At 50.3% G+C, this 22,491-nt stretch carries 26 protein-coding genes and 1 tRNA gene; 14 read left to right on the plus strand and 13 right to left on the minus strand.

The features are described from left to right. Positions 1-105: 105 nt before the first annotated feature. Complete coding sequence (locus ACYVC2_RS05985; RefSeq protein WP_461101393.1) at positions 106-1,587, minus strand: nicotinate phosphoribosyltransferase; 1,482 nt, start codon at positions 1,585-1,587, stop codon at positions 106-108. Between the two features lie 144 nt (positions 1,588-1,731). On the opposite strand from ACYVC2_RS05985, the gene rpoN reads away from it, so the two are divergent. From rpoN to ACYVC2_RS06015, 6 genes are all read left to right on the plus strand, one after another. Beyond that, positions 1,732-3,177: an RNA polymerase factor sigma-54 gene (gene rpoN / locus ACYVC2_RS05990; RefSeq protein WP_461101394.1), complete on the plus strand. Its 1,446-nt coding sequence runs from the start codon at positions 1,732-1,734 to the stop codon at positions 3,175-3,177. 99 nt (positions 3,178-3,276) lie between these two features. Beyond that, on the plus strand, positions 3,277-3,915 hold the full coding sequence (locus ACYVC2_RS05995; protein ID WP_461101395.1) for a hypothetical protein: 639 nt from the start codon (positions 3,277-3,279) through the stop codon (positions 3,913-3,915). A 115-nt stretch (positions 3,916-4,030) separates the two neighbouring features. Continuing rightward, the gene (locus tag ACYVC2_RS06000) at positions 4,031-4,828 is read left to right on the plus strand and encodes an enoyl-CoA hydratase/isomerase family protein (RefSeq protein ID WP_461101396.1); all 798 of its coding nucleotides are present in this window, start codon (positions 4,031-4,033) and stop codon (positions 4,826-4,828) included. A 148-nt stretch (positions 4,829-4,976) separates the two neighbouring features. Continuing rightward, positions 4,977-5,050 (plus strand) — tRNA-Arg (locus ACYVC2_RS06005). Between the two features lie 166 nt (positions 5,051-5,216). After that, a complete protein-coding gene (locus ACYVC2_RS06010; protein WP_461101397.1) occupies positions 5,217-5,621 on the plus strand; it encodes a DNA/RNA non-specific endonuclease in 405 nt (134 codons plus the stop codon). Continuing rightward, positions 5,575-6,093 carry a DNA/RNA non-specific endonuclease gene (locus ACYVC2_RS06015; RefSeq protein WP_461101398.1) on the plus strand — a complete coding sequence of 173 codons (519 nt, stop codon included), beginning with the start codon at positions 5,575-5,577 and terminating at the stop codon, positions 6,091-6,093. The genes ACYVC2_RS06010 and ACYVC2_RS06015 overlap by 47 nt, the downstream gene beginning before the upstream one ends. Positions 6,094-6,505: 412 nt before the next feature. On the opposite strand, the gene ACYVC2_RS06020 is transcribed toward ACYVC2_RS06015, so the two are convergent. Next, complete coding sequence (locus ACYVC2_RS06020; RefSeq protein WP_461101399.1) at positions 6,506-6,748, minus strand: hypothetical protein; 243 nt, start codon at positions 6,746-6,748, stop codon at positions 6,506-6,508. A 475-nt stretch (positions 6,749-7,223) separates the two neighbouring features. On the opposite strand from ACYVC2_RS06020, the gene ACYVC2_RS06025 reads away from it, so the two are divergent. The 5 genes from ACYVC2_RS06025 to ACYVC2_RS06045 all read left to right on the plus strand — a co-directional run bounded on the left by ACYVC2_RS06025 (position 7,224) and on the right by ACYVC2_RS06045 (position 8,977). Then, complete coding sequence (locus ACYVC2_RS06025) at positions 7,224-7,751, plus strand: hypothetical protein (protein WP_461101400.1); 528 nt, start codon at positions 7,224-7,226, stop codon at positions 7,749-7,751. Between the two features lie 120 nt (positions 7,752-7,871). After that, on the plus strand, positions 7,872-8,105 hold the full coding sequence (locus ACYVC2_RS06030; RefSeq protein WP_461101401.1) for a hypothetical protein: 234 nt from the start codon (positions 7,872-7,874) through the stop codon (positions 8,103-8,105). Positions 8,106-8,184: 79 nt separating this feature from the next. Beyond that, entirely contained in the window at positions 8,185-8,334 is a 150-nt protein-coding gene (locus tag ACYVC2_RS06035) for a hypothetical protein (RefSeq protein WP_461101402.1), read from the plus strand. A gap of 142 nt (positions 8,335-8,476) precedes the next feature. Next, positions 8,477-8,671, plus strand: a complete 195-nt coding sequence (locus ACYVC2_RS06040; protein ID WP_461101403.1) for a hypothetical protein — start codon at positions 8,477-8,479, stop codon at positions 8,669-8,671. 72 nt (positions 8,672-8,743) lie between these two features. After that, positions 8,744-8,977 (plus strand): hypothetical protein, encoded by a 234-nt coding sequence (locus ACYVC2_RS06045; RefSeq protein WP_461101404.1) that lies wholly within the window; start codon positions 8,744-8,746, stop codon positions 8,975-8,977. A gap of 232 nt (positions 8,978-9,209) precedes the next feature. Here the strand turns inward: ACYVC2_RS06045 and ACYVC2_RS06050 are convergent, their stop codons facing one another. After that, positions 9,210-9,500, minus strand: coding sequence for an ArsR/SmtB family transcription factor (locus tag ACYVC2_RS06050; RefSeq protein ID WP_461101405.1), 291 nt, complete (start codon positions 9,498-9,500; stop codon positions 9,210-9,212). A 512-nt stretch (positions 9,501-10,012) separates the two neighbouring features. Next, on the minus strand, positions 10,013-10,510 hold the full coding sequence (locus ACYVC2_RS06055; protein ID WP_461101406.1) for a hypothetical protein: 498 nt from the start codon (positions 10,508-10,510) through the stop codon (positions 10,013-10,015). 440 nt (positions 10,511-10,950) lie between these two features. Between ACYVC2_RS06055 and ACYVC2_RS06060 the strand changes: the two genes are divergently transcribed. Further along, a complete protein-coding gene (locus ACYVC2_RS06060; protein ID WP_461101407.1) occupies positions 10,951-11,283 on the plus strand; it encodes a hypothetical protein in 333 nt (110 codons plus the stop codon). A 273-nt stretch (positions 11,284-11,556) separates the two neighbouring features. Here ACYVC2_RS06060 and ACYVC2_RS06065 read toward each other — a convergent pair whose 3' ends face one another. After that, positions 11,557-12,063: a hypothetical protein gene (locus tag ACYVC2_RS06065; protein ID WP_461101408.1), complete on the minus strand. Its 507-nt coding sequence runs from the start codon at positions 12,061-12,063 to the stop codon at positions 11,557-11,559. A 31-nt stretch (positions 12,064-12,094) separates the two neighbouring features. After that, positions 12,095-12,466: a hypothetical protein gene (locus ACYVC2_RS06070; RefSeq protein WP_461101409.1), complete on the minus strand. Its 372-nt coding sequence runs from the start codon at positions 12,464-12,466 to the stop codon at positions 12,095-12,097. A gap of 694 nt (positions 12,467-13,160) precedes the next feature. Here ACYVC2_RS06070 and ACYVC2_RS06075 point away from each other — a divergent pair. Together ACYVC2_RS06075 and ACYVC2_RS06080 are read left to right on the plus strand one after the other, a co-directional pair. After that, positions 13,161-13,469, plus strand: a complete 309-nt coding sequence (locus tag ACYVC2_RS06075; protein WP_461101410.1) for a hypothetical protein — start codon at positions 13,161-13,163, stop codon at positions 13,467-13,469. Between the two features lie 89 nt (positions 13,470-13,558). Next, entirely contained in the window at positions 13,559-13,900 is a 342-nt protein-coding gene (locus ACYVC2_RS06080) for a LytTR family DNA-binding domain-containing protein (protein ID WP_461101411.1), read from the plus strand. A gap of 91 nt (positions 13,901-13,991) precedes the next feature. Here ACYVC2_RS06080 and ACYVC2_RS06085 read toward each other — a convergent pair whose 3' ends face one another. The 7 genes from ACYVC2_RS06085 to ACYVC2_RS06115 form a co-directional block, all read right to left on the minus strand. Next, positions 13,992-14,699, minus strand: coding sequence for a hypothetical protein (locus ACYVC2_RS06085; RefSeq protein WP_461101412.1), 708 nt, complete (start codon positions 14,697-14,699; stop codon positions 13,992-13,994). Positions 14,700-15,696: 997 nt separating this feature from the next. Next, on the minus strand, positions 15,697-18,720 hold the full coding sequence (locus ACYVC2_RS06090; RefSeq protein ID WP_461101413.1) for an FG-GAP-like repeat-containing protein: 3,024 nt from the start codon (positions 18,718-18,720) through the stop codon (positions 15,697-15,699). Between the two features lie 605 nt (positions 18,721-19,325). Next, positions 19,326-20,381 carry a tail fiber domain-containing protein gene (locus ACYVC2_RS06095; RefSeq protein WP_461101414.1) on the minus strand — a complete coding sequence of 352 codons (1,056 nt, stop codon included), beginning with the start codon at positions 20,379-20,381 and terminating at the stop codon, positions 19,326-19,328. Between the two features lie 552 nt (positions 20,382-20,933). Beyond that, complete coding sequence (locus tag ACYVC2_RS06100; protein WP_461101415.1) at positions 20,934-21,221, minus strand: antibiotic biosynthesis monooxygenase family protein; 288 nt, start codon at positions 21,219-21,221, stop codon at positions 20,934-20,936. A 172-nt stretch (positions 21,222-21,393) separates the two neighbouring features. Further along, positions 21,394-21,699, minus strand: a complete 306-nt coding sequence (locus ACYVC2_RS06105) for a helix-turn-helix transcriptional regulator (protein WP_461101416.1) — start codon at positions 21,697-21,699, stop codon at positions 21,394-21,396. 96 nt (positions 21,700-21,795) lie between these two features. Then, complete coding sequence (locus tag ACYVC2_RS06110; protein ID WP_461101417.1) at positions 21,796-22,095, minus strand: helix-turn-helix domain-containing protein; 300 nt, start codon at positions 22,093-22,095, stop codon at positions 21,796-21,798. Between the two features lie 20 nt (positions 22,096-22,115). Next, the gene (locus ACYVC2_RS06115) at positions 22,116-22,424 is read right to left on the minus strand and encodes a helix-turn-helix domain-containing protein (RefSeq protein ID WP_461101418.1); all 309 of its coding nucleotides are present in this window, start codon (positions 22,422-22,424) and stop codon (positions 22,116-22,118) included. Between the last annotated feature and the right edge of the window lie 67 nt (positions 22,425-22,491).

Consider the following 22,491-nt stretch of genomic DNA (forward strand, 5'->3'; position numbering starts at 1 on the left):
GAAAAGAGTTAGACGAATGAACAGTAAAAGAACAGAAAAGATGAATAGAATCGACTGGCTGAGGATTAAGAAATAAAGAAATTGATATGCAATCTTTTTTCCTGCCTATTGCGTCTGGTCTCCACGCAGTCGTAAGATCAGATCTGTTTTTAGTTCGTGTAACGCTTTCTCCAGACCGACCGGATAAGTATGCGGATTGACAAAGCGCTTGACGCCGGGATGCAGATTCGCCAGCTGGTCCTGCACCCGCGCCCGTACGTCGTGAATCGAGGGCTGGTCGTAAACGCACTTGCCTCCCCGAAAAACGGGCACCAGCAGGTCTTCGTGTGGCTGTCCGGCCGGAAACCGACGGCGTTTCGTAAAATCCAGGGGGTCGATTAGGGTCGTCGATTGATCGGCTCCGTCCATTTCCGAATCGTAGATCATGTCGGCCAGAAAACCGCGCTCGTCCCGAAACCGGCGCACCTGCTGAATCCCCGGCGTCGAAATCTTGATGGCCTGTTCGGATAATTTCATTTTATACTCCCATTGGCCTCCAGCGGAAGCCTCGTTTCGCAGCGCTGCGAGTTTATAAACACCCCCCAGCGCGGGTTGGTCATAGGCCGTAACCAGCTTCGTGCCGACTCCCCAGATGGTGATTTTGGCCCCCTGCTGCTTGAGGCTGTTGATGATCGTTTCGTCCAGATCATTGCTGGCGACAATGGCCGTGTCCTGAAAACCAGCCGCGTCGAGAAGCTTACGCGCTTCGATACTCAGGTAGGCCAGGTCGCCCGAATCGAGCCGGATGGCCGACAGGGTATAACCTCGCTGCACGAGCTTGTGGCCGGTCTCGATGGCGTGCCGAACGCCCTGCAGCGTATCGTACGTATCGACCAGCAGGGTGACGTTGTTGGGCAGCACGTCGGCATAGGTATCGAAGGCCTCCTGCTCGGTATCGAACGACATCACCCAGCTGTGGGCGTGCGTGCCCCGCACGGGAATATCGTAGTGTTTGCCCGCCAGCACATTCGAGGTCGCATCGCAGCCGCCGATGTAAGCGGCCCGGCTGGCGGTCATTCCCCCGTCGACGCCCTGCGCCCGGCGCAGGCCAAACTCCAGCAGTGTATCGGTTTCGGCAACCAGTCGGAGCCGGGCGGCTTTGGTGGCAATCAGCGACTCGAAGTTGACCAGGTTCAGCAGCGGAGTTTCGAGCAACTGGCACTGCAAAATAGGGCCACGCACCCGAACCAGCGGTTCATTCGGAAAAACGACGGTGCCTTCGGGAATGGCCTCTACGTCGCAGGTGAGTTTGAGGTCGGCGAGGTACGTTAGAAATCCTTCTTCAAAAAGCGGCTTCCCGTCGTTGCCCGTCATGCTGCGGAGGTAGCGCAGGTCTTTTTTCGAAAAGCCGAAATGATTGATATAACCGATTACGTTCGCCAGCCCGCAGGCAATGGTAAATCCACCGTTGAAGGGATTCTTACGGAAATACAGGTTGAAAACGGCTTCCTTTTCGGCTTTGCCCGATTTCCAGTAACCGTAGGCCATGGTCACCTGGTAGAGGTCGGTCAGCAGACTCAGAGACGTGTCGTAGAGCTTATTGGTCATGGATGCGAAGGTAGTATACGATCGCTTTCCAGAAAATTCGTGCCTGGAAAAACAAAAATCTGATTATTTTGGTCTGATATTTGCGAACGCCCACCGGGCATTTTAAAAACTCGCTCAACGTAACTGCTTAACCGGTCGATTGCCATGCAAAAATTAAGCCTTTCTCAGTCACTTCAGCAAAAACTGTCTCCGCAGCAGATTCAGTTTATCAAGCTGCTGCAAATCCCCACTGCCGAACTGGATACCCGCATCGAAGAGGAACTGGAAATCAATCCGGCGCTGGAAGAAGGAGCTGATGAAGACTACGACCAGAAAGAAGATGACCCGTATGATGAACTGGACGACTACCGGGAGCGCGACGATGACCTGGACATCGACAGTTACATCCGCGACGAAGATTATGCGGGGTACAAGATGCAGGGGGATGGCAACTACAACGAAGAAGAGCGGGATATGCCGATGGCGACCAGTTCGGGCCTGCTCGACTCGCTGCTGCAGCAGTTCGGCTACCTGAACCTGACCGAAGATCAGCGGATCATCGGCCTGCAGCTTATCGGAAGTATCGAAGCCGACGGTTATATCCGGCGGTCGATTCAGGCGATTGTCAATGACCTGGCGTTTTCGCAGAATATCTTTACCGATACCGACGAGGTCGAGGCCGTGCTGCGTCAGATTCAGTCGTTCGATCCGGCCGGTATCGGGGCCCGTGATCTGCAGGAATGCCTGTTGTTACAGCTGCACCGGAAAGACCAGACCGACCCCTGTGTGGTGCTGGCCATTCGCATCATCGACGATTTTTTCGACGAGTTTTCCCGAAAACATTACGATAAAATCCAGAAACGGCTGAACATCAGTGATGAATCGCTCAAACGGGTCGTCGACATCATCATCAAGCTGAACCCAAAACCCGGATCGGTAGAGGGCGATACGGGTACGGCACAATACCTAATTCCCGATTTTATCCTGACGGACAACGGCGGCAAGCTGGAACTGACGCTGAACTCGAAAAATGCGCCTGAGCTGCGCATCAGCCGTTCGTTTGCCGATATGCTCGATACGTACGACAAGAGCAAGAAGCAGAATAAGAACCTGAAGGAGACGGTCTCGTTTGTCAAGCAGAAGCTGGATGCGGCCAAGTGGTTTATCGATGCCATCAAGCAACGCCAGCAGACGCTGCTGAAAACCATGAACGCCATCGTGCAGTTTCAGTACGATTTTTTCCTGACCGGCGACGAATCCCGGCTTCGGCCCATGATTCTCAAAGACATCGCTACCCTGATCGATATGGATGTATCGACGGTGTCGCGGGTCGCCAACAGCAAGGCCATTCAGACGGAATTCGGTATTTATCCGCTGAAGTATTTCTTCTCGGAAGGTATCTCGACCGATACGGGAGAAGATGTGAGCAGCCGGGAGGTAAAGAACATTCTGAGAGAACTGATCGATGCGGAACCCAAGCTCCATCCGCTGTCGGATGATAAGCTCGAAAAAATCCTGAACGATCGGGGGTATAACATTGCCCGTCGGACGGTAGCCAAATACCGCGAGCAGCTCAATATTCCCGTGGCCCGGCTCCGGAAAGAACTGTAACCGCACGATGAGTGATAAATAAGCGTAGTTGATACCTTTGTGTGAGAAGCCCACTGGCCAGGCTGACAAGCATTCCGTATTTATCCTAATTAGTAATCATTGACAAAGTCTCTTGCTCATTTTCTGTCGGTTGTTTTTCACCCCTTGCTGATGCCGACGCTCCTGTTTGGAGTTTTGCTCTTTCAAACACCTACGGTGCTGAGCATGGATGTCTTCTCCGGTTCGTTGCGGCTGAGCTTGCTCGTGCTGATTTTCGTCGGCACGTTCATGGTGCCTGCCGTGCTGATTTATTACCTGTTTCGCATCGGGTACATCCGGGACCTGCAGTTGACTCACCCCTCGGACCGGCGGCTGCCTTATTTCCTGACCGCCGTTATTTATCTTATTCTGGCGTATCTGTTCAGCTTTCGGATGCAGCTTGTTTCGAGTCTCGCTCCTGAAATCGGTATGCTGATTGCCAGCACGGCCTTGGCCATTCTGCTCGTTGGCCTCATAAGCCTGACGTGGCAGATCAGTGCGCACGGCGTTGGGGTAGGGGGTGTTGTGGGTGCCCTGGCCGGACTGATGCTGCGTTTCAGCCTGAGCGAGCTGTTCATTCCCCTGCTTAGCCTGATTTTGCTGACGGGGTTTGTTGCCAGTGCCCGGCTGAAGCTCAACGCGCACACCCCCGGCCAAGTCGGCGCCGGGCTGGCGCTGGGCATTGTCATTAGCTTACTGACCGTATACGGGTTGCTGTGAAAGTCGTTAGCTTTACACATTCGTCGTTACCGGTGGTCCTGTACTTGTCAGGTGTCGTAAGGCAATCAATGACAGCTCATGCCGGCGAATGACACTCTCTGACTGATTATCTGCTATGTTCGCCAATCTCCTTTACGAAGTAACCGATGCCGTCTGTCGCATTACGCTCAATCGCCCGCAGGTATATAATGCGTTAAGTGCCGGACTGATTCAGGACATCACGACGGCAGTGGAAGCGGCCGGAGCAGATGAGCAGGTGCGGGTAGTGGTCATCACCGGCGCGGGCGACAAAGCGTTTTCGTCGGGTGCCGACCTGAAAGAGGGGTTTGCGCAGGCGGCCGCGTCGGGTGGGCAACTTACCCTGGGCGACTCGTTACGCAGTACCTACCACCCGATGATTCGCGCCATGCGGAATCTGCCGAAGCCCATCATTGGTCGGATCAACGGAGTAGCAGCTGGGGCCGGTTGTTCGCTGGCGCTGGCCTGTGATGTTGTCATCTGCTCCGATGAAGCCTATTTCAGCCAGATTTTCGTCAACATCGGGCTGATGCCTGACGCGGGCTCGACATTCTTTTTGCCCCGACTGATTGGCCCACAACGAGCCTTTGAGCTTTGCAGCACCGGCCGGCGCGTATATGGCCCCGAAGCCGCCCGGATGGGTCTGGCGAGCCGTTCAGTACCATCGGCCGAACTCGACGGCGCTGTTGCTGAAGTCGCAGCGTATTATGCGTCGGCGCCGACGCGGGCCATCGGCGCCATGAAACTGGTGCTGAATCAATCGCTTTACTCCGGGCTGGAGCATCAGCTGGAGCAAGAAGCTGACAATCAGGATACGCTGGGCCGTTCGTCCGATGCGGCCGAGGGCATTGGTGCGTTTCTGATGAAGCGCCCGGCAAATTTTTTAGGAAAATAGGTTGACAGGGCCACTTTTTCTCCCTACTTTTGCACTCCCAATCAACGGGAACGCCATAGAGCAATGCATTCGTAACGGGATGGTCCGCCACTGCGGTCGCGCTCGACATCAATTGGATAGAGCACCTGACTACACTGCAAATTAACTCGCATTCGTAGCTCAATTGGATAGAGCACCTGACTACGGATCAGGAGGTTTGGGGTTCGAATCCCTACGAGTGCACTTAGTAATCAGCCACTTACACACAGAAATGAGGTAAGTGGCTTTTCTTTGCATACGTTTTTGCATACATGCCTGTTTATTTCGAATGTGAAGTAGGCATGTAATTGCAACTTATAGTCTCTTTTTTATGCCTTCTCGATTTCTACTTTCACCACATCGTGGGCTTATGCTCGCGCGTTTTAACCAATACGTTATTTGCGTACTGCTTATTCTGTCGCTCGATCAGTGTAAGCGCTCCTCTCCAGTTCTTAACAACACAACGCCCACCCGTGACGATAATATGGCGACGGGCAATCCGGATGGAGCCAGAGCCAGCGAGAATAGCCCAAATGCCTACCTGATCAACCGAGCCACCTACAGCCTGTCATATAACAAGTCCACTGGTATCGCCAACTGGTGCAGCTGGCAACTGTCGAGCGCCTGGAAAGGATCGGCAGCCCGCTACTCGGGTAATTTCATTCCCGATCAAACCCTGCCCACAGATTGGTATCAGGTTAAACACAGCGATTACACCAATACTAGTTTTGACCGGGGCCACCGCTCCGGCGGCCCGGCTCTGCCCTTCGGATGACCGGGCCAGTACGGCAGACGAAAATAAGACTACCTTTATTCTGACCAATATTGTTCCGCAGGCTCCTCAGTTGAACCGGCAGGCCTGGCTACGTCTGGAAGACTACTGCCGCAAGCTGGTAAGCCAAGGCAACAAGCTGTACATCATAGCCGGAACTGCGGGTAAGGGCGGTGAGGGTGATAATGGTAAAGCGACCAGTATAGCCAGCGGCAAACTGAGCATTCCGGCTGCGCTATGGAAGGTGATTGTGGTGCTGCCGGTAGTTTCAGATGATATAAGCCGAATAAACGCGCAGACGCGAGTTATTGCGGTCTGGATGCCGAACGCGAATACAGCGGGTGAGGGTACCTGGGGTAGTTACCGGGTCAGTGTCGATGAGGTGGAGAAACGGACGGGGTATGACTTGCTATCAAATGTGCCAGAGAGTGTGCAAGGGGGGATTGAAGCGGGGGCAGATAGAACTCTGCTCTAAATAAGCTACCACAAACCCCAGTTTTGTATCAGGGAAAGGCTCAGGTCAATTGATATGAGCCTTTTTATTCGTTCTCCAGTTTTTCCCACAAGTTTCTGTAAAAGGCAAAATGTATCAGCGTATTTTCAATCGTTTTGAAAAACTGATTGTAAGGCCTGACATCACCATACCAATCGAAAAAGCCATCATCTTCTGATTCAGGCGTGATTTGATAAAAAGTCCTGTTTTCGATGCTGCTGTTTTCGTCGCCCTACTTTCGCTGAGATGACTGGGCGATTGTATAAGAGTGGCCCGTCAGTCCAGCAGGAGCGAGCGTTGCCCACCACCGTTCATGCGGGGATAGATTCGGCTTTAATGAAGCCCAACCCTTCTCAGCTATTAGGACTGCGTGTCTAGCCAGGAGAGACTGGCACTAACTTACTTTCTCAAAATCATGGTAATGCACGAACCGCAGAGTGTTATCGACCAGACGGGCCTGTTGCCAAACCGGGCCGATCCCAGAATGGTCGGGGTGCAACCAAATCGTCTCGCCCAGAGCAATAAAGCCTTTGCTATGATTGGTTGGATTCGAGGGATCATCGATCCATTCGGTGTCCAATAAGGCTTTGTAGCAAACAGTAAATTCTTCAATGAAGGTGTTGGGATGCTGTCTCATGGGAGCAGAGCTGTTATCGAGCAGCTAGACCGACCAGGTATCGTTAGGTCAGAGAAGGGACTCAGTGAATACTGATGGGAGTATAAGCTTATTCAAGCCGGTTATGTTTGGTTAGTAGCGCCAATAAGCTCCAGGGCTAGTGAATTAGTTGACTGGTATTAGAACTAGCCGTCCAAGCAAATGCCCGAATTATTGGTACGCTAACCTCTCTGTATCGTTTCAGGGGGAGCCTTGTTTGCGAAAATGTATCGCCACTCGGAGGAAGTTAACTTCTTCGGATCAGCCCAATCCCTAACCATGGGTAACGGATTCGGTCGAGTTAAGTGTTTCACCTACCAAACCCGAGGTAGCCCCACGGAACATTCGGAGGCTCCAGAAACTAATTTGAATTTATTCAGCCAATCAGTAATCATTCGTCTGCCAACCGTGTTCATGCTATAACAGCCTTGCTGCGTGCGTGCTAATCGGCAGTCAAATGTCGCCATCGATGATCGACTACCCACACGCTGCTTGGACTAAGCCGCAGCTCATCGAGCAGCTGGAGACGATAGCTCACCTGTTTGTCTCTAAGGTATTTAAGCCATCTGCCCCCTTTAGTCGCCAAAGTCAGCTACACTGGTTTAGGCTTATCCGGTCGGTCAGCGATCTGTTGCGCCAATCGGCCCAAGCTGGCCTACGAATCAACTTTACCCAAGAGGTCAGTGCCTCGGGGGAGGACATCTCCGCCCTGTTAGACCGGATGCGCCAGGAAAGCTTCCTGATAACGACCACATCGCCATTTCAGCAACGGGACTTGCTAATCTTGGCACCCCATCTAAACTATGTGAGTGGCCAATGTAGCGGCCGCTTTACGAATGGTTTGTGGTATTGCTGTCCGCATCCCCATGAACTAGCTTTTTTCATTGGTCAGGATCGCATCTATTTTTTTCGGCACTTGATGCGCGCTTATCTGGAAGCCGGGTGTTACCTGATTTCGCTTCCTGATTCGACTCTAACTGACTAAACGTTTACGTTCGCTGAGCTAGCCCTGCTCAACAGACGAGTTTTCGCCTTCGTTCTATTTTCAGCCTACTCACCGCCCTTCAAGGATTAGTCTACTCATTTATTATAAACAAACAAGCGTATGCGCATCAATTTCAATGAACTCTTCACGGTAACCGATGCCGTTGTCATCCCCAAAGTGCTCATCAATATCATGAGTGTCATCAAGGGCGGACCCGAATTACACTTATTACGCGGCAGCTTACTGATCAACGGGGTTGATCCCGTGAGTTGGCAGGGCAAAGATGTGCTGGCCGATCTTCGCCAGGGTCCCCAAGGCCAGGAATATTATATTCGCGGCTTAGCCATTGAGTAACCCAAGAGTCCAGCCATAGGCTGGGACCGTCCTGACGGCCCTTAGAACAAGCATAGCTCACTTCGTTAACTTCTATTGTATGGCTAATCAAGATAAAAAAAACAGAAATCAGAAGAAAGCCGCTACCAAAGCGCCCAAGGTACATGGCGTAGCGAAAATTCCCAAGTACGAGCAGACACCAGCCAGCTCAACGGTCTTTGGTCTGCTCCCTAAAACGAAGAAAATCTAAACAGGCCACTGGAAACGGCTGATCAAGTTGAGCTAAAGTGGGGTATCCTTGGAATCGATCAGCCGTTTCCAGTGGCTTGGCGGTTTCTGGATACTTCACTACAGCTAGTCTGTTTTTAACCATTCGTTAAACTCAATCCTTCATGAATCCATCTGTCTACACGGAAATACCCGACACGTCCGATTCAAGCTACTGGCTGGCCATTCACAACTCGCTCAACCGCAGCACCACCTTTGTGCCCAGGGATAAAGAGTTGCACCAGGGCCTGAAGGCCAAAGCCTGGGCGCTCAAGCAGGCAACACTGAGTAAAAAAGCGAAGAGAGGTTCAACTTACTAGGCCGGTGGTGAGCGCTGGACGGGGGAACCTACTGACAGCCACCAGCCGTTGATGCAGTCAAACGCCAACACCATGAGAAAAGGACAGACATTAGTTGTAGGGAAAGTAGCGTATGATCCTGCCAAAATAGCTCATTTCGATTTTGGCAGGAATGAGTTTGGCCAGCGCCGGTGTCGGTGTATCTTCATCAATCCGGCTGAAGAAGGGGGGGGCGACATTGACTCGAAAGAAGTATACGGCCTGTTACTCGAGTTTGCGGAGACCAATAACTTAATTCGAGAGCGGGATCTGAAATTTCGCGCGTGAACACGTATCCAGCACATACATACAGGCAGTAGAGGAAGAGGAGCTTGCGGACGACAACACAGTACAGCCTCATTAGGCTTTGCCGTTTCTGACCGCACCGGCGGACCGGTCGGTTGAGTTTAGACAGGCGGTTTAACGTTAAGTTAAAACGGGCTGGGAGAAGTTACGGCATTGGTAGCCACAAAAAAACTGAGCCACAACAAACGTCCGGCTCAGTTTACCTGAGCCACTTCTAATCCCGTTGAAGTAAAGGGCTCTCCAGCAGCAACTGAATTGATTCGACAAAGACCGAATCGGTCAGCGCGTAGTAACGCTGTCGGCCTCGTCGGGTGACGCTTAGCATTCCTCGATTCGTCATCCAAAGTAGGTTGTGGGACATCAGGCTTTGTTCAACCTCCAGCTGGGTCGTCAGTTGCGTTACATTCAGGCTTGGTTCTTGTTGCAGTAACAGCACAATGCGTATGCGGATGGGGTGAGCTAAGAGCTTAAGCAACTCAGCTGCCTGATCAAGTTTATTATCCACAAAAGGGAGAGGGAGGGTGAATCAAGCAGGCAAGCTACACAGAGTCCTGCACATTCTGACCAAAACGCGTTCGTTTTAATAGACATTTTAATCGTTTAAGCAGCTATAAAAGGCCACGACCCGTCTCCCGCTTTACCCACACCGACCCTCAGCTATCGACACCATTCGCGGGCTTACTCCGGGGGATCGTCATGAGGTCAACAGGCTTTATAAATGTGCACAAAAGGGCTTTGCCGCTGTAGCAGCTCTTCCAAGTCGGAGACGGTACTTAAAACAACGTAGAAGGCTATTTATAAACAGATCAGCGACCGCTCAGCGGTGGGTGCAAGCGCTACGAATGGAGTTGAAACAGGTTCTAAAGCGAGAGCTGAGCCAACTGCGAGGACTGACTATACAGCAACACCAAAAATGGAGTCGAGATTTGGATCTAGGTGCCCCAGTTATTGGTACAAATACCCGTCCCCGCTAAATACGGGGACGGGGCACCAATGAACTTGGTATCTCTGCGCGCTCTAGGTATCCAGCGTAAAAGTAATTGTCATCAGATCCCCATCAATCGAACGGTCCTGGACCCGCAAGCCGGTATCTTCATTAAATAACCGGTCTCCTACCATTGGTACAGTATGGAAGGCCTTGTGATACGTTTGAACGCTTCGAAAACACCGGGAAATGGTCTCACCCCAGCTAGCAGCGATCAGCGGATCTTCGTACCAGTTGCTACCCTTAGCCTGTTTTCGGGCAAGGGTCAGTAGTCTTTCTGACAGCATGAACTTAATCGTCCACTCTTCAATAATCCACTCTTCGGCTGTAAAGGGCTCAATAATCGAATGAATCAGCATGGGTATAGGTGTTTTAGGATGAGAGATATGCCCGGGAGCGGTAGACAGATTTTGGCTCCATAGTTGGACCCATTCGTAAGTGGCTCGTTTGTAGCGGGCGAGTTGCCGGGTAAATTCGAGCGAGGATACGTGCTCACCCGCCGAGACAGCGGCTACTGTAAGACGACTCAAAGGAACTGCAGGCTGGAATGGCTCTAGCCTTAGGGGCGGACTACGCGCAAAACACAAGGGTCTCTTTAACTTCACCGGTGATGGTCAGTAAACTCAACCACCAAAGGAGCGGCTAGCGCTGGAGTGAAAGCGGAGTAGATGAAAAATACCTAAGCTATTGTATACCACTAATGTTTACTAAAAAGAATCTGAACTGCAAACTAGTTTGTTAAGCCGGTGATCTTGCCCGTCTAGCGGTAACTAGTTCAAGTTAGTAAAAGATTTCAGAGTCAGCTATCACAGGCCATAGCTTGATTATAAACATTTTATTTTCAATGATTTATGCACAAAATGAACTGTCGTTAGGTTATCACTAGGTCAATCAGTAATTACTGACTCCTTTTCCGCCCTTATCTGTTTTCTAAGCTGTCGGTCAAGTCACTTTCCTTATTTGCTACAGCATGAAACTTACCTTAAGACCTACTGAAATCCCATTTGCCGTCGGGGATACAGTATGGGTGGACCAACCTTTCGGAGCCACAAATGAGTTTCCCTTCTTCCAAGGCACTATTATGCAAATCATTTTGGATGGTAGCCTAGCGAATACTCTCCTCATTCGGCAGCATACAGATACGCACGAGTTAGCGGTGAACAGTGCAATCTACGGTCTAAAGCCGATAGGTGAGCATATTGGATCGCCTAGGGTTAATGTCAATATCCAACTTTTACCGCTTCAAGAGAAGTTGTTTGCTACCAAAGAGGGACTGTTAGACTATCAGGACAAACTAGCATAGCAGGCCCTGATTGGCTAAAGAAAAATAACCTGTACGGGGTGGTGATATACGATGTCACCACCTTTTTTGTATTCTGCTGTAGATTGTGCTTTTCTAAGGGTTGTTAGATAAGGATTGTAGCTGTTGCAAAAGTCGAAATGGTTATGGAAAGCTCGATTGATTCAGTCGTTTTCATTCACTTAACAAGGCCTATCCAGCTCGTAACGGATGTTAGTTTCACCCGGTCAGGCCTTTTGCAACAGCCACTGGCTTTATGTTACTGATCATAAAGCACTACCGTTTAAGCTTGCCTATCTGTTTGTCCTGAGCTAGTTTTAATTTCACTAAATAAGCGGTATGCTTCCCCTGTATGCCTTGGTAATGAAGAAGTAACTGGTTTTGTCGGGACCTAGAAGACGTCGTGTTCTTGGCTTGCTCAATCAACTCATTGAGCTGAGTAATGCAAAGCTGGGTCGACTCGATTTGTTGCTGAGTCAGGAGCAAGGCACGGCGTAACAGGACCTGGTCACCTTCTAGTCGAATACGACGCGGGGTCAGGGGCTGTCTAAGAGCCGCCCCCCATTGACGGGCTAGTTGGGCGAGCGGTGAGCCCGGCAAGTTTCCGAGCTTCTGTTGTTCGTCTCCACCCAAGACCGTCTCCGCTGGAGAAGACGGATTAGCCTGGTGAATCAAGTGAATCAGTTTCCTTTGGTCATCAGCTGACACCGAGTCAATAACCAGAGTGGCTATTTTGAAGATATAATTCTCCCAAAGTGAACCGAATGGCTGATCGGGCTTCATACAGGCGTTGAATTTAAGACCACTAAAGGCTTTAAGCGATTCCTCGGGCCTCCGCTGAGAGGATAGCGCGAATCTTTTGACTCCATTGATGGATGGTATTGGTATGTGCCACTAATTGTGTTACATCAAGCTCATTGTGTTCTTCCATATGATTGACCTCGCTGATTAATTTTCGTACGACTTCCATCAATTCTTCATCCAGCAGGCGTAAGCTAGCAATGACGACATGGTCTCCTATAAAGGGTCCTTTAGGAACGGCCCAGGTACAACTATCCAGCACTACTCTTAATTGATGCCGCCACTGATCAAATTCATACATCGCGAGTAACCACTGATGAAAGGCTTCCTGTAGATCGGTTTCGGGCTTCTGCTTTTTTGAGATTTTCCCCCGCGCTTTTGCCATACTCCCGCACTTTATGGATGGCTATTTTTTAGCTGTTCATGTTACTGGTTACAGATGGATAGGTCTACTGGTGAGCAAGATAGGTAAATGTTCTATAGTATTATTGAACTGGTTACAATTCTTATTCTAGGTGAAGAAAGGTGTACCCGATTTATTGCCTAATCTACTTTATGTTAACCCATGCTCATTATCTGGTGAAGTTAACCCATACAGGCTTAGGTGTAGACCCCGCAGCTCGTGTTGGTTATGTTCTCAGGATCATGCCAGATGGGAGTTTTCAGGTTTTACCAACTGGACTCCCTTAGTTGAAAGTTGTTACAAAGTCTTGACTCTATAGTACTGGCTTACTGCGGTAATCTAGGCCAGAAATTTATTCAAAAACGGCTATACGACTACCCGGCAAAACCGGCAAAAGGTATAGACAATTGGGCATTGATAAACCTAGAAAATGAGTAGAGTACAGCATGAATAAACTCATTAAATTCACTCAAAACGTGCTATAAAAGGGAATTTTTTGGCCAGCTCCAGAAAAGCCCCCCATACCCCTTTTTCAGCATATCCACAGACCATCCGCAAGCCCTGTGGATAAAATAGCCAAAAAGGTGCTTTCCGCCATATGGTTGTTACCATTTATTCCACCAAAACCAGCTAAAAAGAAGGATTGTGTATATTGCTCTAAACTTCCTCCCTGACCATGCCCTGCTTTCGATTTGATCCGCCCGCTATTGATGACTATTATCTGTTGGAGGAAGCCTACGAATCAGCCATACGGGCCGGGACGGCGACGCAGGTGCTGGTGCATTATTACGTGTTTCGGGGTATACTCTTTCAGATCATGGTCGAGGAAGATCCGGCCCCGTATAAGCTAGCCTGGGCCTTTGCTGATGCCACAGCCCGGCCGCTGGTCGAGAAGCTAAAAGCAAAGCCCAGTCGGCAGGTCATTGAACAGCTACAGCAGATCATAACAAATGCGTATGATAGTTTGCCTGTACAGTTGCATTAAATTTTAGTTGACAGGGGACACAAGTGATGTTACCAGTTTTCGATATCAATAAAAATATCGAACTTGTAGGGCAAAGAGCAGCCCCAACCATGCCCCTGAGTAACCTCCTGAAATTACCCGGCTTACCCCGTTTGTCCCTGGATGATGTGCTCTATATGGAGGGCTTCTGGAATTACACTACCATTCGCTTCGTCAATGGCAAAACCTTTGTCATTGCCCGCACCCTGCAGGTGATGCAGCAACGGACGGGCTTTCTGCGCATCCATAAATCATTCCTGGTCAATCCGGCTCATATTGAGCATATGGCAAGCCCGACAGGGCGAAAATCAGCCACGCTTCACTTACGAGGTGCTTATACGCTGGAAGTGGCTAGGCGTCGGTACAGCCAGGTCAAACAGGCCCTTGAGGCATCTAATCCTGTAGCGTCCTGACCAACCATCGGAAAATAAAAAAGTTGTTTTCCTTCCTGCATAGCCTACGCTTCCTACACGAAGCCATAATAGTATTCTCCAGGCAGGTTCATCACTTAGGACAGTTCTTCACACACACATCCCGCTCATTAGCTAAAGTTACATTCTTAACTTCAAGATCATCGTGTTCCTTAATGTAGCCATTGAGACGACCCTGTTGAGTCTGGAAATACATTTTGACAGTTTGCTCAGTAGAAGTCAACTTCTGTACTGCTGTCAAAGCAGGCGCACAGACCGATGAGCTGGGCGTGGTGGAGCAAGCCGCATTAAACTTATTTGTTGCTGCAACCGCCTGGCTATTTATGTTGGCCTCCAGCGTTGATAGGGTCGCTGTTAATGCCTGTGTTTTGGTAATCTTGAATTGAGCCAGATTAAAGGCTTTCGCGGCTTTTTCTACCTCAATTATCTGTGGCACACAACAAGGTTTTGGCGCTAAGTTCAACTCACATTCGTCATAAGCTACGGCTGCATCGTCAGAATTACTTTTAGCGCTAAAAAGCGCTTCTAGCGCAGCGCCATAATTACCATATGCTAAGTTTAAAGCAGTTAGAGCCGTTGAAAAGGCATTCGAAGCATTCGTCAAAGAAGTCGACATAGCTGGGCTGGGGTTAGCCAGGTAATCTTGAATAGCGACCCCTAAGGCTGAGCTCTTACTACTTAAATCGCTTGCTGCCTGATTTAAGAGAGATAACTGATTGCTTTCGATTGTTTCCTTAGGCGGGATGGCTTTCTCAGCCTGCTCGGCGGCCTCTTTTTGCATTTGACAATTAGGATGATCAACGACTAACATGCAGGACCAGGGTATGAATAGCAGGATCAAGTAGCATAAAACCAGCCACCGTAGGGTCAGTAGAGTTTTCATGAATGAAGGGGAGGAAGACAGGAGAGCAGAAAAGCCAGATACACTTTTCAGGATGTACTCCTAAAGCAGAGCTACAAATCCAGCGACGCAATGGCAGAGGCTATAAAACTGGTTAACTTTATCAATTAAAGACAATTATTTATGTGATTTTTACTAAACGGCACAAAAATGTCCTGACACTCGCCAGGACCTGGATACTTATCTTGCCATTTAATCTTCGATTATGATTGACCCGCCTTTTAGGCAGCGTTGCCAGCCTTGGGCTCGTGTAAGGTGATCGTCATGGCACACTAAACAGGCCAACTATCCCCGGAGATTGCCTTCTGTCAAAATGGAGGTAACACTGTTCTCAATCCTGATTCTATTCGCTTCCTGTTTAGTCCGCACTGGAGGGCTAGGTGGTTTTAAGTTAAGATAGAATGCAAAAAGCCTGGCTTCACTGAGGCCAGGCTTTTTATCTAGTTCCACTGAATATAGCCAGAGCCTATCTGCCCTATAGCAGTTATGTCTCCATTAATCCTTCAATCGTTATGCACAAAATAAGAGCCAGACAACGACCGATTCATCTATGAGTACTACCTAAGCAAGTCCAGCTTACGCAGTATGTACTGGAGCCCCAGGACGGAGTAAACAACCAGTACGGACGTTTCCAAAAAAGCCTCCCCGTGGTGAGTGGTATATAGCCCTGTTCGACAATCCTGCACCCAATCGATAAGCGCGTAGCAATAAATAGCAAAACAGTTCAATATACTTACTCCCCAAAGAAGTAGAGGTAATAGGAGTTTCATATTGACCGTTTTAGAACCAGGTTATATAGGATTAACCAACGGTTGTAAATTACTTGTTCTTACAGTTGGCCGCCGGTGGGAGCTTATTTATTGAGAGCTAGAAGTCACTACTGTTGAAAATACTCGATCTTATCCGCATCGGTGTTGTTCGCCAGATTGTCCTCCCCACCCCCTGCCACTGTGGCGCTTAAACTGATCATCCCAGCCGTGCCAGTTGGAGTCAGCACCCCCGTCAGGCCAAGCGAGCGGATAGCACCCGCCACCAGGGGCGCCGTGGTGCTCAACTGGTAATATCCTGGTTGCGTGGCATCGAAGCTCCAGGCGCTGTTCTGCACCGACCGACCGCCCACGCTACTCAGGCTGTTATCGAAAGTGAGCGTCACTTTGGCGTCTTTGGTGATACGCACGGTCAGGGGCGCCGTAGTGGGAGCGATGTTGATCTCGAAGACATCGACAACCAGACTCAGGGTAGTTGTTCTATCAACTTGTAGGGTGCGGGCGTAGACCACCGGGGTTAAATCGGTGGGCAGGCCCAGCTCATAAGCCCCCATATCGATGGTGCCGTTCTGAATCCGGACATTACCTGCCAGATCCGTAGCGGGTCCATCGGCGGTGGTATAAGCGGCATTGTCCCCCGCGTTGAAGGCTGGTGAGCCGGGAGCCAGGCGTAGGTCCGTGGCCGAGACAAAAGGCAGGATCGTTGTCGTTTGGTTATTACCCCCATCGATGTAGTCCGTTACCCCCACATCGAATAGGGAGGAATAAGCCGTCACGGGGCTGTTATAATTCACTAGGGTAGCACTTCCCTGGTTACCAAAAATCACCGCATTGGTCAGGGTAAGACTCACGTCTATGCTGACGATCGATCCACCATCGTAGGGTGCTGAATTGCCCAAAAGACTTACGTTGGTCAGCTGAAACTGACAGTCGGCCTGGTTGGCTGTATTATACATGGCCCCTCCCTGCACGTAAGCAAAGTTATTGAGGAAACTGACGTTGGTCAGCACAAAACGAGAACTTGTTAGGTAAGCCTTGTTGAACATAGCGCCCCCACTCTCGGCGGAATTGGCGATGAACTGAACATTCGTCAGTACCGGACTACAGCTACCCACCGTATGCATGGCTCCGCCTTCATAAGGGGTCGAGTTACCGATGAAACTGACGTTAGTCAGCACGGGACTGCTATTACCCCCAAGGCCATTGGTATACAAACCTCCCCCGCCCAGATTAGCCACATTGGCGATGAGGCTCAGATTGGTCAGTGTAGGGCTGCTGTTGCCTCCCTCACTCCCATCGTTGTAGATGGCCCCACCGTAGCCGGTGGGGGAGGTAAACCCGCTGGCGTTGCCTCCAGTGATGACCAACCCATCCAGGCGGGTCTGGCTGCTGGCATTCTTAAACTGAACTACATGAAAGGCATTATCCCCCATATCTCCCTCGGTACCAATGTCGCCCGAGAGGATGGTAGTAAAACTCTCCGGGCTGCGTTGGGTTAGATCGGGGTTACCACTAGCCGGAAAGCCACCCAGCACCTGTACATTATTGACCATCACAAAGCTAATGCTTCGATCGACAGTAGAGGTAGGCTTGTAGGTACCGGCCGCTACCCAGACCTGCTGGACGCCTTCGGCGTTGATCATGGCCTGCAAATCCCCCGAAGCCGTTGCCCAGCTACTGCCATCACCACTACTACCGGCTTTGACGTAGCGAATGGGCTGGGTGATGACCAGGTTGAAGGCCATGGAAGTGACAGGGCCACAGCCACCGGTGACCACCACTGAATAACTGCCTGCATCAGCTAAGTTTACACTCGTCAGCGTTAGGGTAGCGCTGGTCTGCCCCGCTACGGGAGAAGCCAGACTATTCTTGAACCATTGGTAACTAAAAGGGGCTGTACCACTGACCGACACGCTGGCGGTCACGGTGGCTCCGACGGCCACGCTGGTAGTCGCTACGGGCTGGCTAATAAAACCAATAGCTTGTTTTTGTAAGAGTATCGATACCGTACTGCTAGCCTGATTGGCGGTCAAAATATCAGGCTGCCCGTCGCTGTCAACATCCCTGACCACCATTGAGTTGGGGACAGCACCCACTGAAAAATTAGTAGCCATCCCAAAATTACCCGCCCCATCGCCTAACACCACCGACGCATTATCCGTATTGGAATTAGCGGTGATGATATCGAGTTGGCCATCGCCATTCATGTCGTCCAAAGCCACTGAGTAGGCAGTACCACCGATGGGAATGTTGGTAGCGCTAGCAAAGCTACCGGCTCCCGTCCCCACTAGTAGAGATACATAGTTGTTACCCAAATTAGCCGTGACCATATCAACCAGACCGTCCCTGTTCACATCCCCCAAAGCTACCCAAGTAGGATTATTGCCTACGGCGTAGTTAACAGCCGCCGAAAAACTGCCCGTGCCCGCACCTAACAGCACCGACACCGTACTTTTATCAAAATTGCCCGCTACAATGTCGAGTTTGCCATCCCCATTCACGTCGCCTACCGTTACATATTGAGTGATACCCCCCACGGCGTAATTGGCAGCCGCCGAAAAACTGCCCGTGCCCGTACCTAACAGGACAGATACATTTCGGCCAAAGTAGTTGGCCGTGATGATATCCGATTGACCATCTCCGTTAACGTCACCCACCGCCACCGAGAAGGGGTTAGAACCCACGGCGAAGTTAGTGGGGGCCGCAAAACTACCGGAACCCGTGCCCAGCAGCACGGAGACATTGTTGCTAGCTACATTCGTGACGAGAAGATCGGGTTGACCATCGCTATTGACGTCGGCCACCGCCACTGAGCCGGGGCTAGTCTCCACCGCGTAATCGATTGCCGTCCCAAAACTACCCCTACCATCACCCAGACGCACCGAGACACTATTGCTATTGTAATTAGCGATGATCAGGTCTGGTTTGCCATCGCCGTTGACATCCTGCGCGGTTATGGAGAAGGTTAAACTGGTCACCGGAAGCGTAGTCTGGCTAAAACAGTTGCCGAAGGAGACTACCTGCTGATTAAGCACCACGGATACATTACTGCCAACTGTACTCCCCGCCATGAAATCGGGCTTACCATTCGTATTGTCGTCCGCTATGGCTACTACGGTGGGATTAGGCTCCAAAGGAAATTGAGTTTGGGCCCCAAAGTTTTGGCTCCTACTGGTGGTACAAACCAGTAGGTAGAGTAGACTCAGCATCCACTTACCTGTCAGCCAGCGAACGAAGGTTAATGGCTCCTTAGCCTGGCGAAAAAGAGATAAAGAAATTTGAAGAGAGCCAGGCGAGTCCTGGCCGGTAGACGGTAGTGTTGTAGGCATAAAAGGGAGGTTAGAAAAGTGAAGTAACGTTACAGACTCAATATTAACTCATGTTAACTATAACAGAGACACTTACGAAAAATTAAGCAACTTGGATGATTCATTTTACACTTTATAGCAATAAAGAGTAACCTATTTCTTTATCCTTCATGCAGGATTAACAATGAAAAAAGCTCCGACGAACGCCGGAGCTTTACTACTCACCTGGTTAATTACTCTTCGTCCAGAGCTATTCAACTACCATATGGTAGCCTGCCATTCACAGCGCAACCGTGTCGTTACCCTTGGAGTTAATCAAGGCTGATCAGAATTCTGGTGCGGTTAGTGGCGGTGCTTTTTAGTTTTCGTCCATAAATGACCTCATCCCCAAACTAAAGCCTCGCCAATCACAGCGAAGCTGTTTGATTGAATTACTGCTTCAACAGGATGGTCAGTTGCTTCTTGACCTGCTCCATGTCTGATTTTAGCGAAGCGGTATCCTGTTTTAAGGCCGTGTTTTCTCCACGTAGAATATTGTTCTCTGCTTCCAGCTTTTCTACTTCCTTGATCAGGGCCTGAATGGCGATCAGATTAACCCCATCGAAATCCGCCTGATTGATGCTCTTGTCTTCGCCGATCGTACCGAGTTGATCGTGCCCAAAGGCAGCAAAGAAGTCTTGGGCCATCGGACCATAGTGACGATATAGACGGGCATCCTGGCCTTTGTAGTTCCAACTGCCCAGGCGCATGCCAGCGATCTTTCGCAAAAACAATGCGCCATTGGCTTTGCGAAAATGCTCTTTACGGGTGGAGTCAGAAATCGTCGTCCAGGCATTACCCCCAGCCGCCAGCTTGACTCCTATGGCACTGTTCTGATTAGAAGGGGCCGTTGTATAGAGCATGTACCCACCTGAGAAGCGCATCATCAGTTGGGCAAAAGCCGAATTGGTGTAGAGGGTGCTGGCATTGGGCACGTAATCACCCAGAATAAACGAGCCCGTATACCCACCGGTCGATACGTAGGTACCAAACGCCATCGAGTTGTCTCCACTGGCGTTGACGGTATAGCCCATGGCGGTCGAATAGCCGCCGGTCGCCGAGTTATTGGAGCCAATGGCGACGGAGGAAGTGCCGCTGGCGCTGCTGCTGCCTAAGGCTGTGGCCATATAACCGCTCGCCGTAGACCCAAACCCCATTGCCGTGGAGGCCTGGCCACTGGCGACGGTATTATAGCCCGTAGCGACTGAGTAAAGGCCGACCTGGGCGTTGTCCCATTGGGAAGCCAGCACTTGTCCAGCCCGAAAGGCTCCCTTGCTGGCGTACCAGATGAGTTTTTTGCCAGAGCCCGACACATCGGGGCCAAACAGGACGTCTTTGCCATCGGCTACATTGAAGAAGGCTTTAGGGGTGGTCGTGCCAATGCCGACCTGGGCAAACAGCTTTGCTGAGCTACCCAGTAAGAGAGTAGCGAATACAACTTGTTTCATACTAAAAGGGGTTGATTGAACTACTTAAGTCTGTGAACTTTCCGTAGTCTATACGCTTAGTCGTTCATGATCTGCCCAGCGGCAGCCTACCAGGAGGTAAGTTGTCGCTGTTTTGCTCAGTTAAGCGGAAGTTTTGAGGAAACGGTCAAAAGAAAAGCCCCGGCACATAGGCCAGGGCTCCCTTAACTTGCTCAGGTTGATCACTGCTGATGGCTTCAACCTTCCTTCCTAATCGTATGGTGTAATCGTAACCATTCGCTATCTTTAGGTAAGGCTATTACCCATGACACGCTTGTCAGCCCGGGATTCGCTCCGCAGTTCTACCGGCTGAACTACTAGAGGTACAAGTACGAACTAGCTCGCCTGGAGCTAGCTACTGGCCAACTGCATAGCCAGTATTTTAAGGTGCCCATCAGCCAGGTAAGCAATCTGAACTACTTCCTGGAGGTGATCGACTTTCTCTATCCCATAGTAAACTAAGCCTGTTTAGAGCCATGCATGCTCTATCGGCGAGCCTCTTGGACTAAAAGCGAAGTGGTCGGACGAGCCGATCTAAACCGCTACCTGATAATAGTCCACGGTGGGTTTGCCCTCGAAGTAATCGTTCAGGTGACTGACCGCCTGGCGAAGTAAACCACTGGTTTCCGCACTAAGGCGGGCCTCCTCCGACTCCCAAACTGATACCATCAGCACATGATGATCCGCTGGCGCGTAGAAGCAATGGCCGAACGCAAACCCGGCATGTTGCTTGAGGGCAGGCAGTACGGTGTCCTGAAAATACTTAACCGCTTCCTCGGCTGTCTGGGCCGTCAGCGAAGCGCGAACAATACGTGCATACATAGTGGTAATGTTTATTTAAATAATAAATGTGAATTCGTATCACCCTGCTGGATCGCTATCAGGCATAGCTCATAAAACGTTTCCCGATCATCATGCCCAGTCGGAAGAACGCTACCCACACTAACTACACCCGTAGTAAGCGGAGACCGCTCATCCGCAGGGTTTTTAATAATTACCTGCGAAGAGCTGACTGAATGCGGCCGTCAGCAGCTTCAGCACTCACGCGGGTCGACTGGATATAAACGCGAACCTGCTGAATATCGTAAAACGGCTTACACCCTTCATAGCGTGGTTGTAGCTTGCCGCGTTTGGTCAATCTGTAAACCGTCATTTTTGAAACCTTAAGGGCAGCGGCTACCTGATCCAGAGTAAGCCAGGTTAATTCAGTCTGCTTCATAAACTCGAGCTCACGGCGCAACTCAGCGACTTCCTTTCTTAGCGCTTCAAAGTCTTCGTAACTGGGTACTTGTAGCATCATATCAATGGGATCGTTTGGAAGTTTCTCTCTTTAGCGCACTCCGTTTTTGCTTGACTTTTGTGCCAAGCAAAAGATATTCGTTCGTTTAGCAGTTTCTCACTTTAACGCTGACATAACGCGGCTATCGGCGGCATCGGCACTTACGCGTTTAGATTGGATGTAGGCGCGCACGTGAGAAACTTTATAGAGGGGTTTCCGGCCCTCGTAATGAGCGTTCAGTTTTCCGAGTTTTGTCAAGCGGGTAACGGTCATCTTAGACACTTGTAGAGCATTCGCCGTCTGCTCCAGCGTCATACAAGCGACTTCATTTTGTCGCAGGTAGCGTACTTCCCGTTCTAACTCGAAAACTAATTTCTGAAGAGCTACAAACTCTTCGTAAGTCGGTACCTGTATCATGTGCGTCAGATTTCAGAGAATCATGTTTTAGAATGAATCGCTGAAAGTACGCGGTTATCTGTCGAATCCGTACTGACCCGTGTTGATTGGATGTACGCGCGAATGCCGTCGGCTTCGAATAGGGGTTTGCTTCCTTCATATCGATGCGCAAGTTTACCGCTCCGCATTAAGCGGTGCAGAGTGGCGGAGGAACAGTTCAGCGCTTTCATAGCTTGCTTTCGATCCAGCCACTGCCCGCCGATGCCCATCAAATAGCGGACTTCCCGTTCCAAGGCATCGATGCGTTTCAGTAAGGCTTCAAACTCTTCATAGCTGGGGACTTTCAACATAGGTTTGGCTTTTAGTAGTCACGTTAGCCAACGTACCCCCTGCTGCTATCATTTCCCAATACCCTTC

It is taken from the genome of Spirosoma koreense (genome assembly GCF_054777875.1).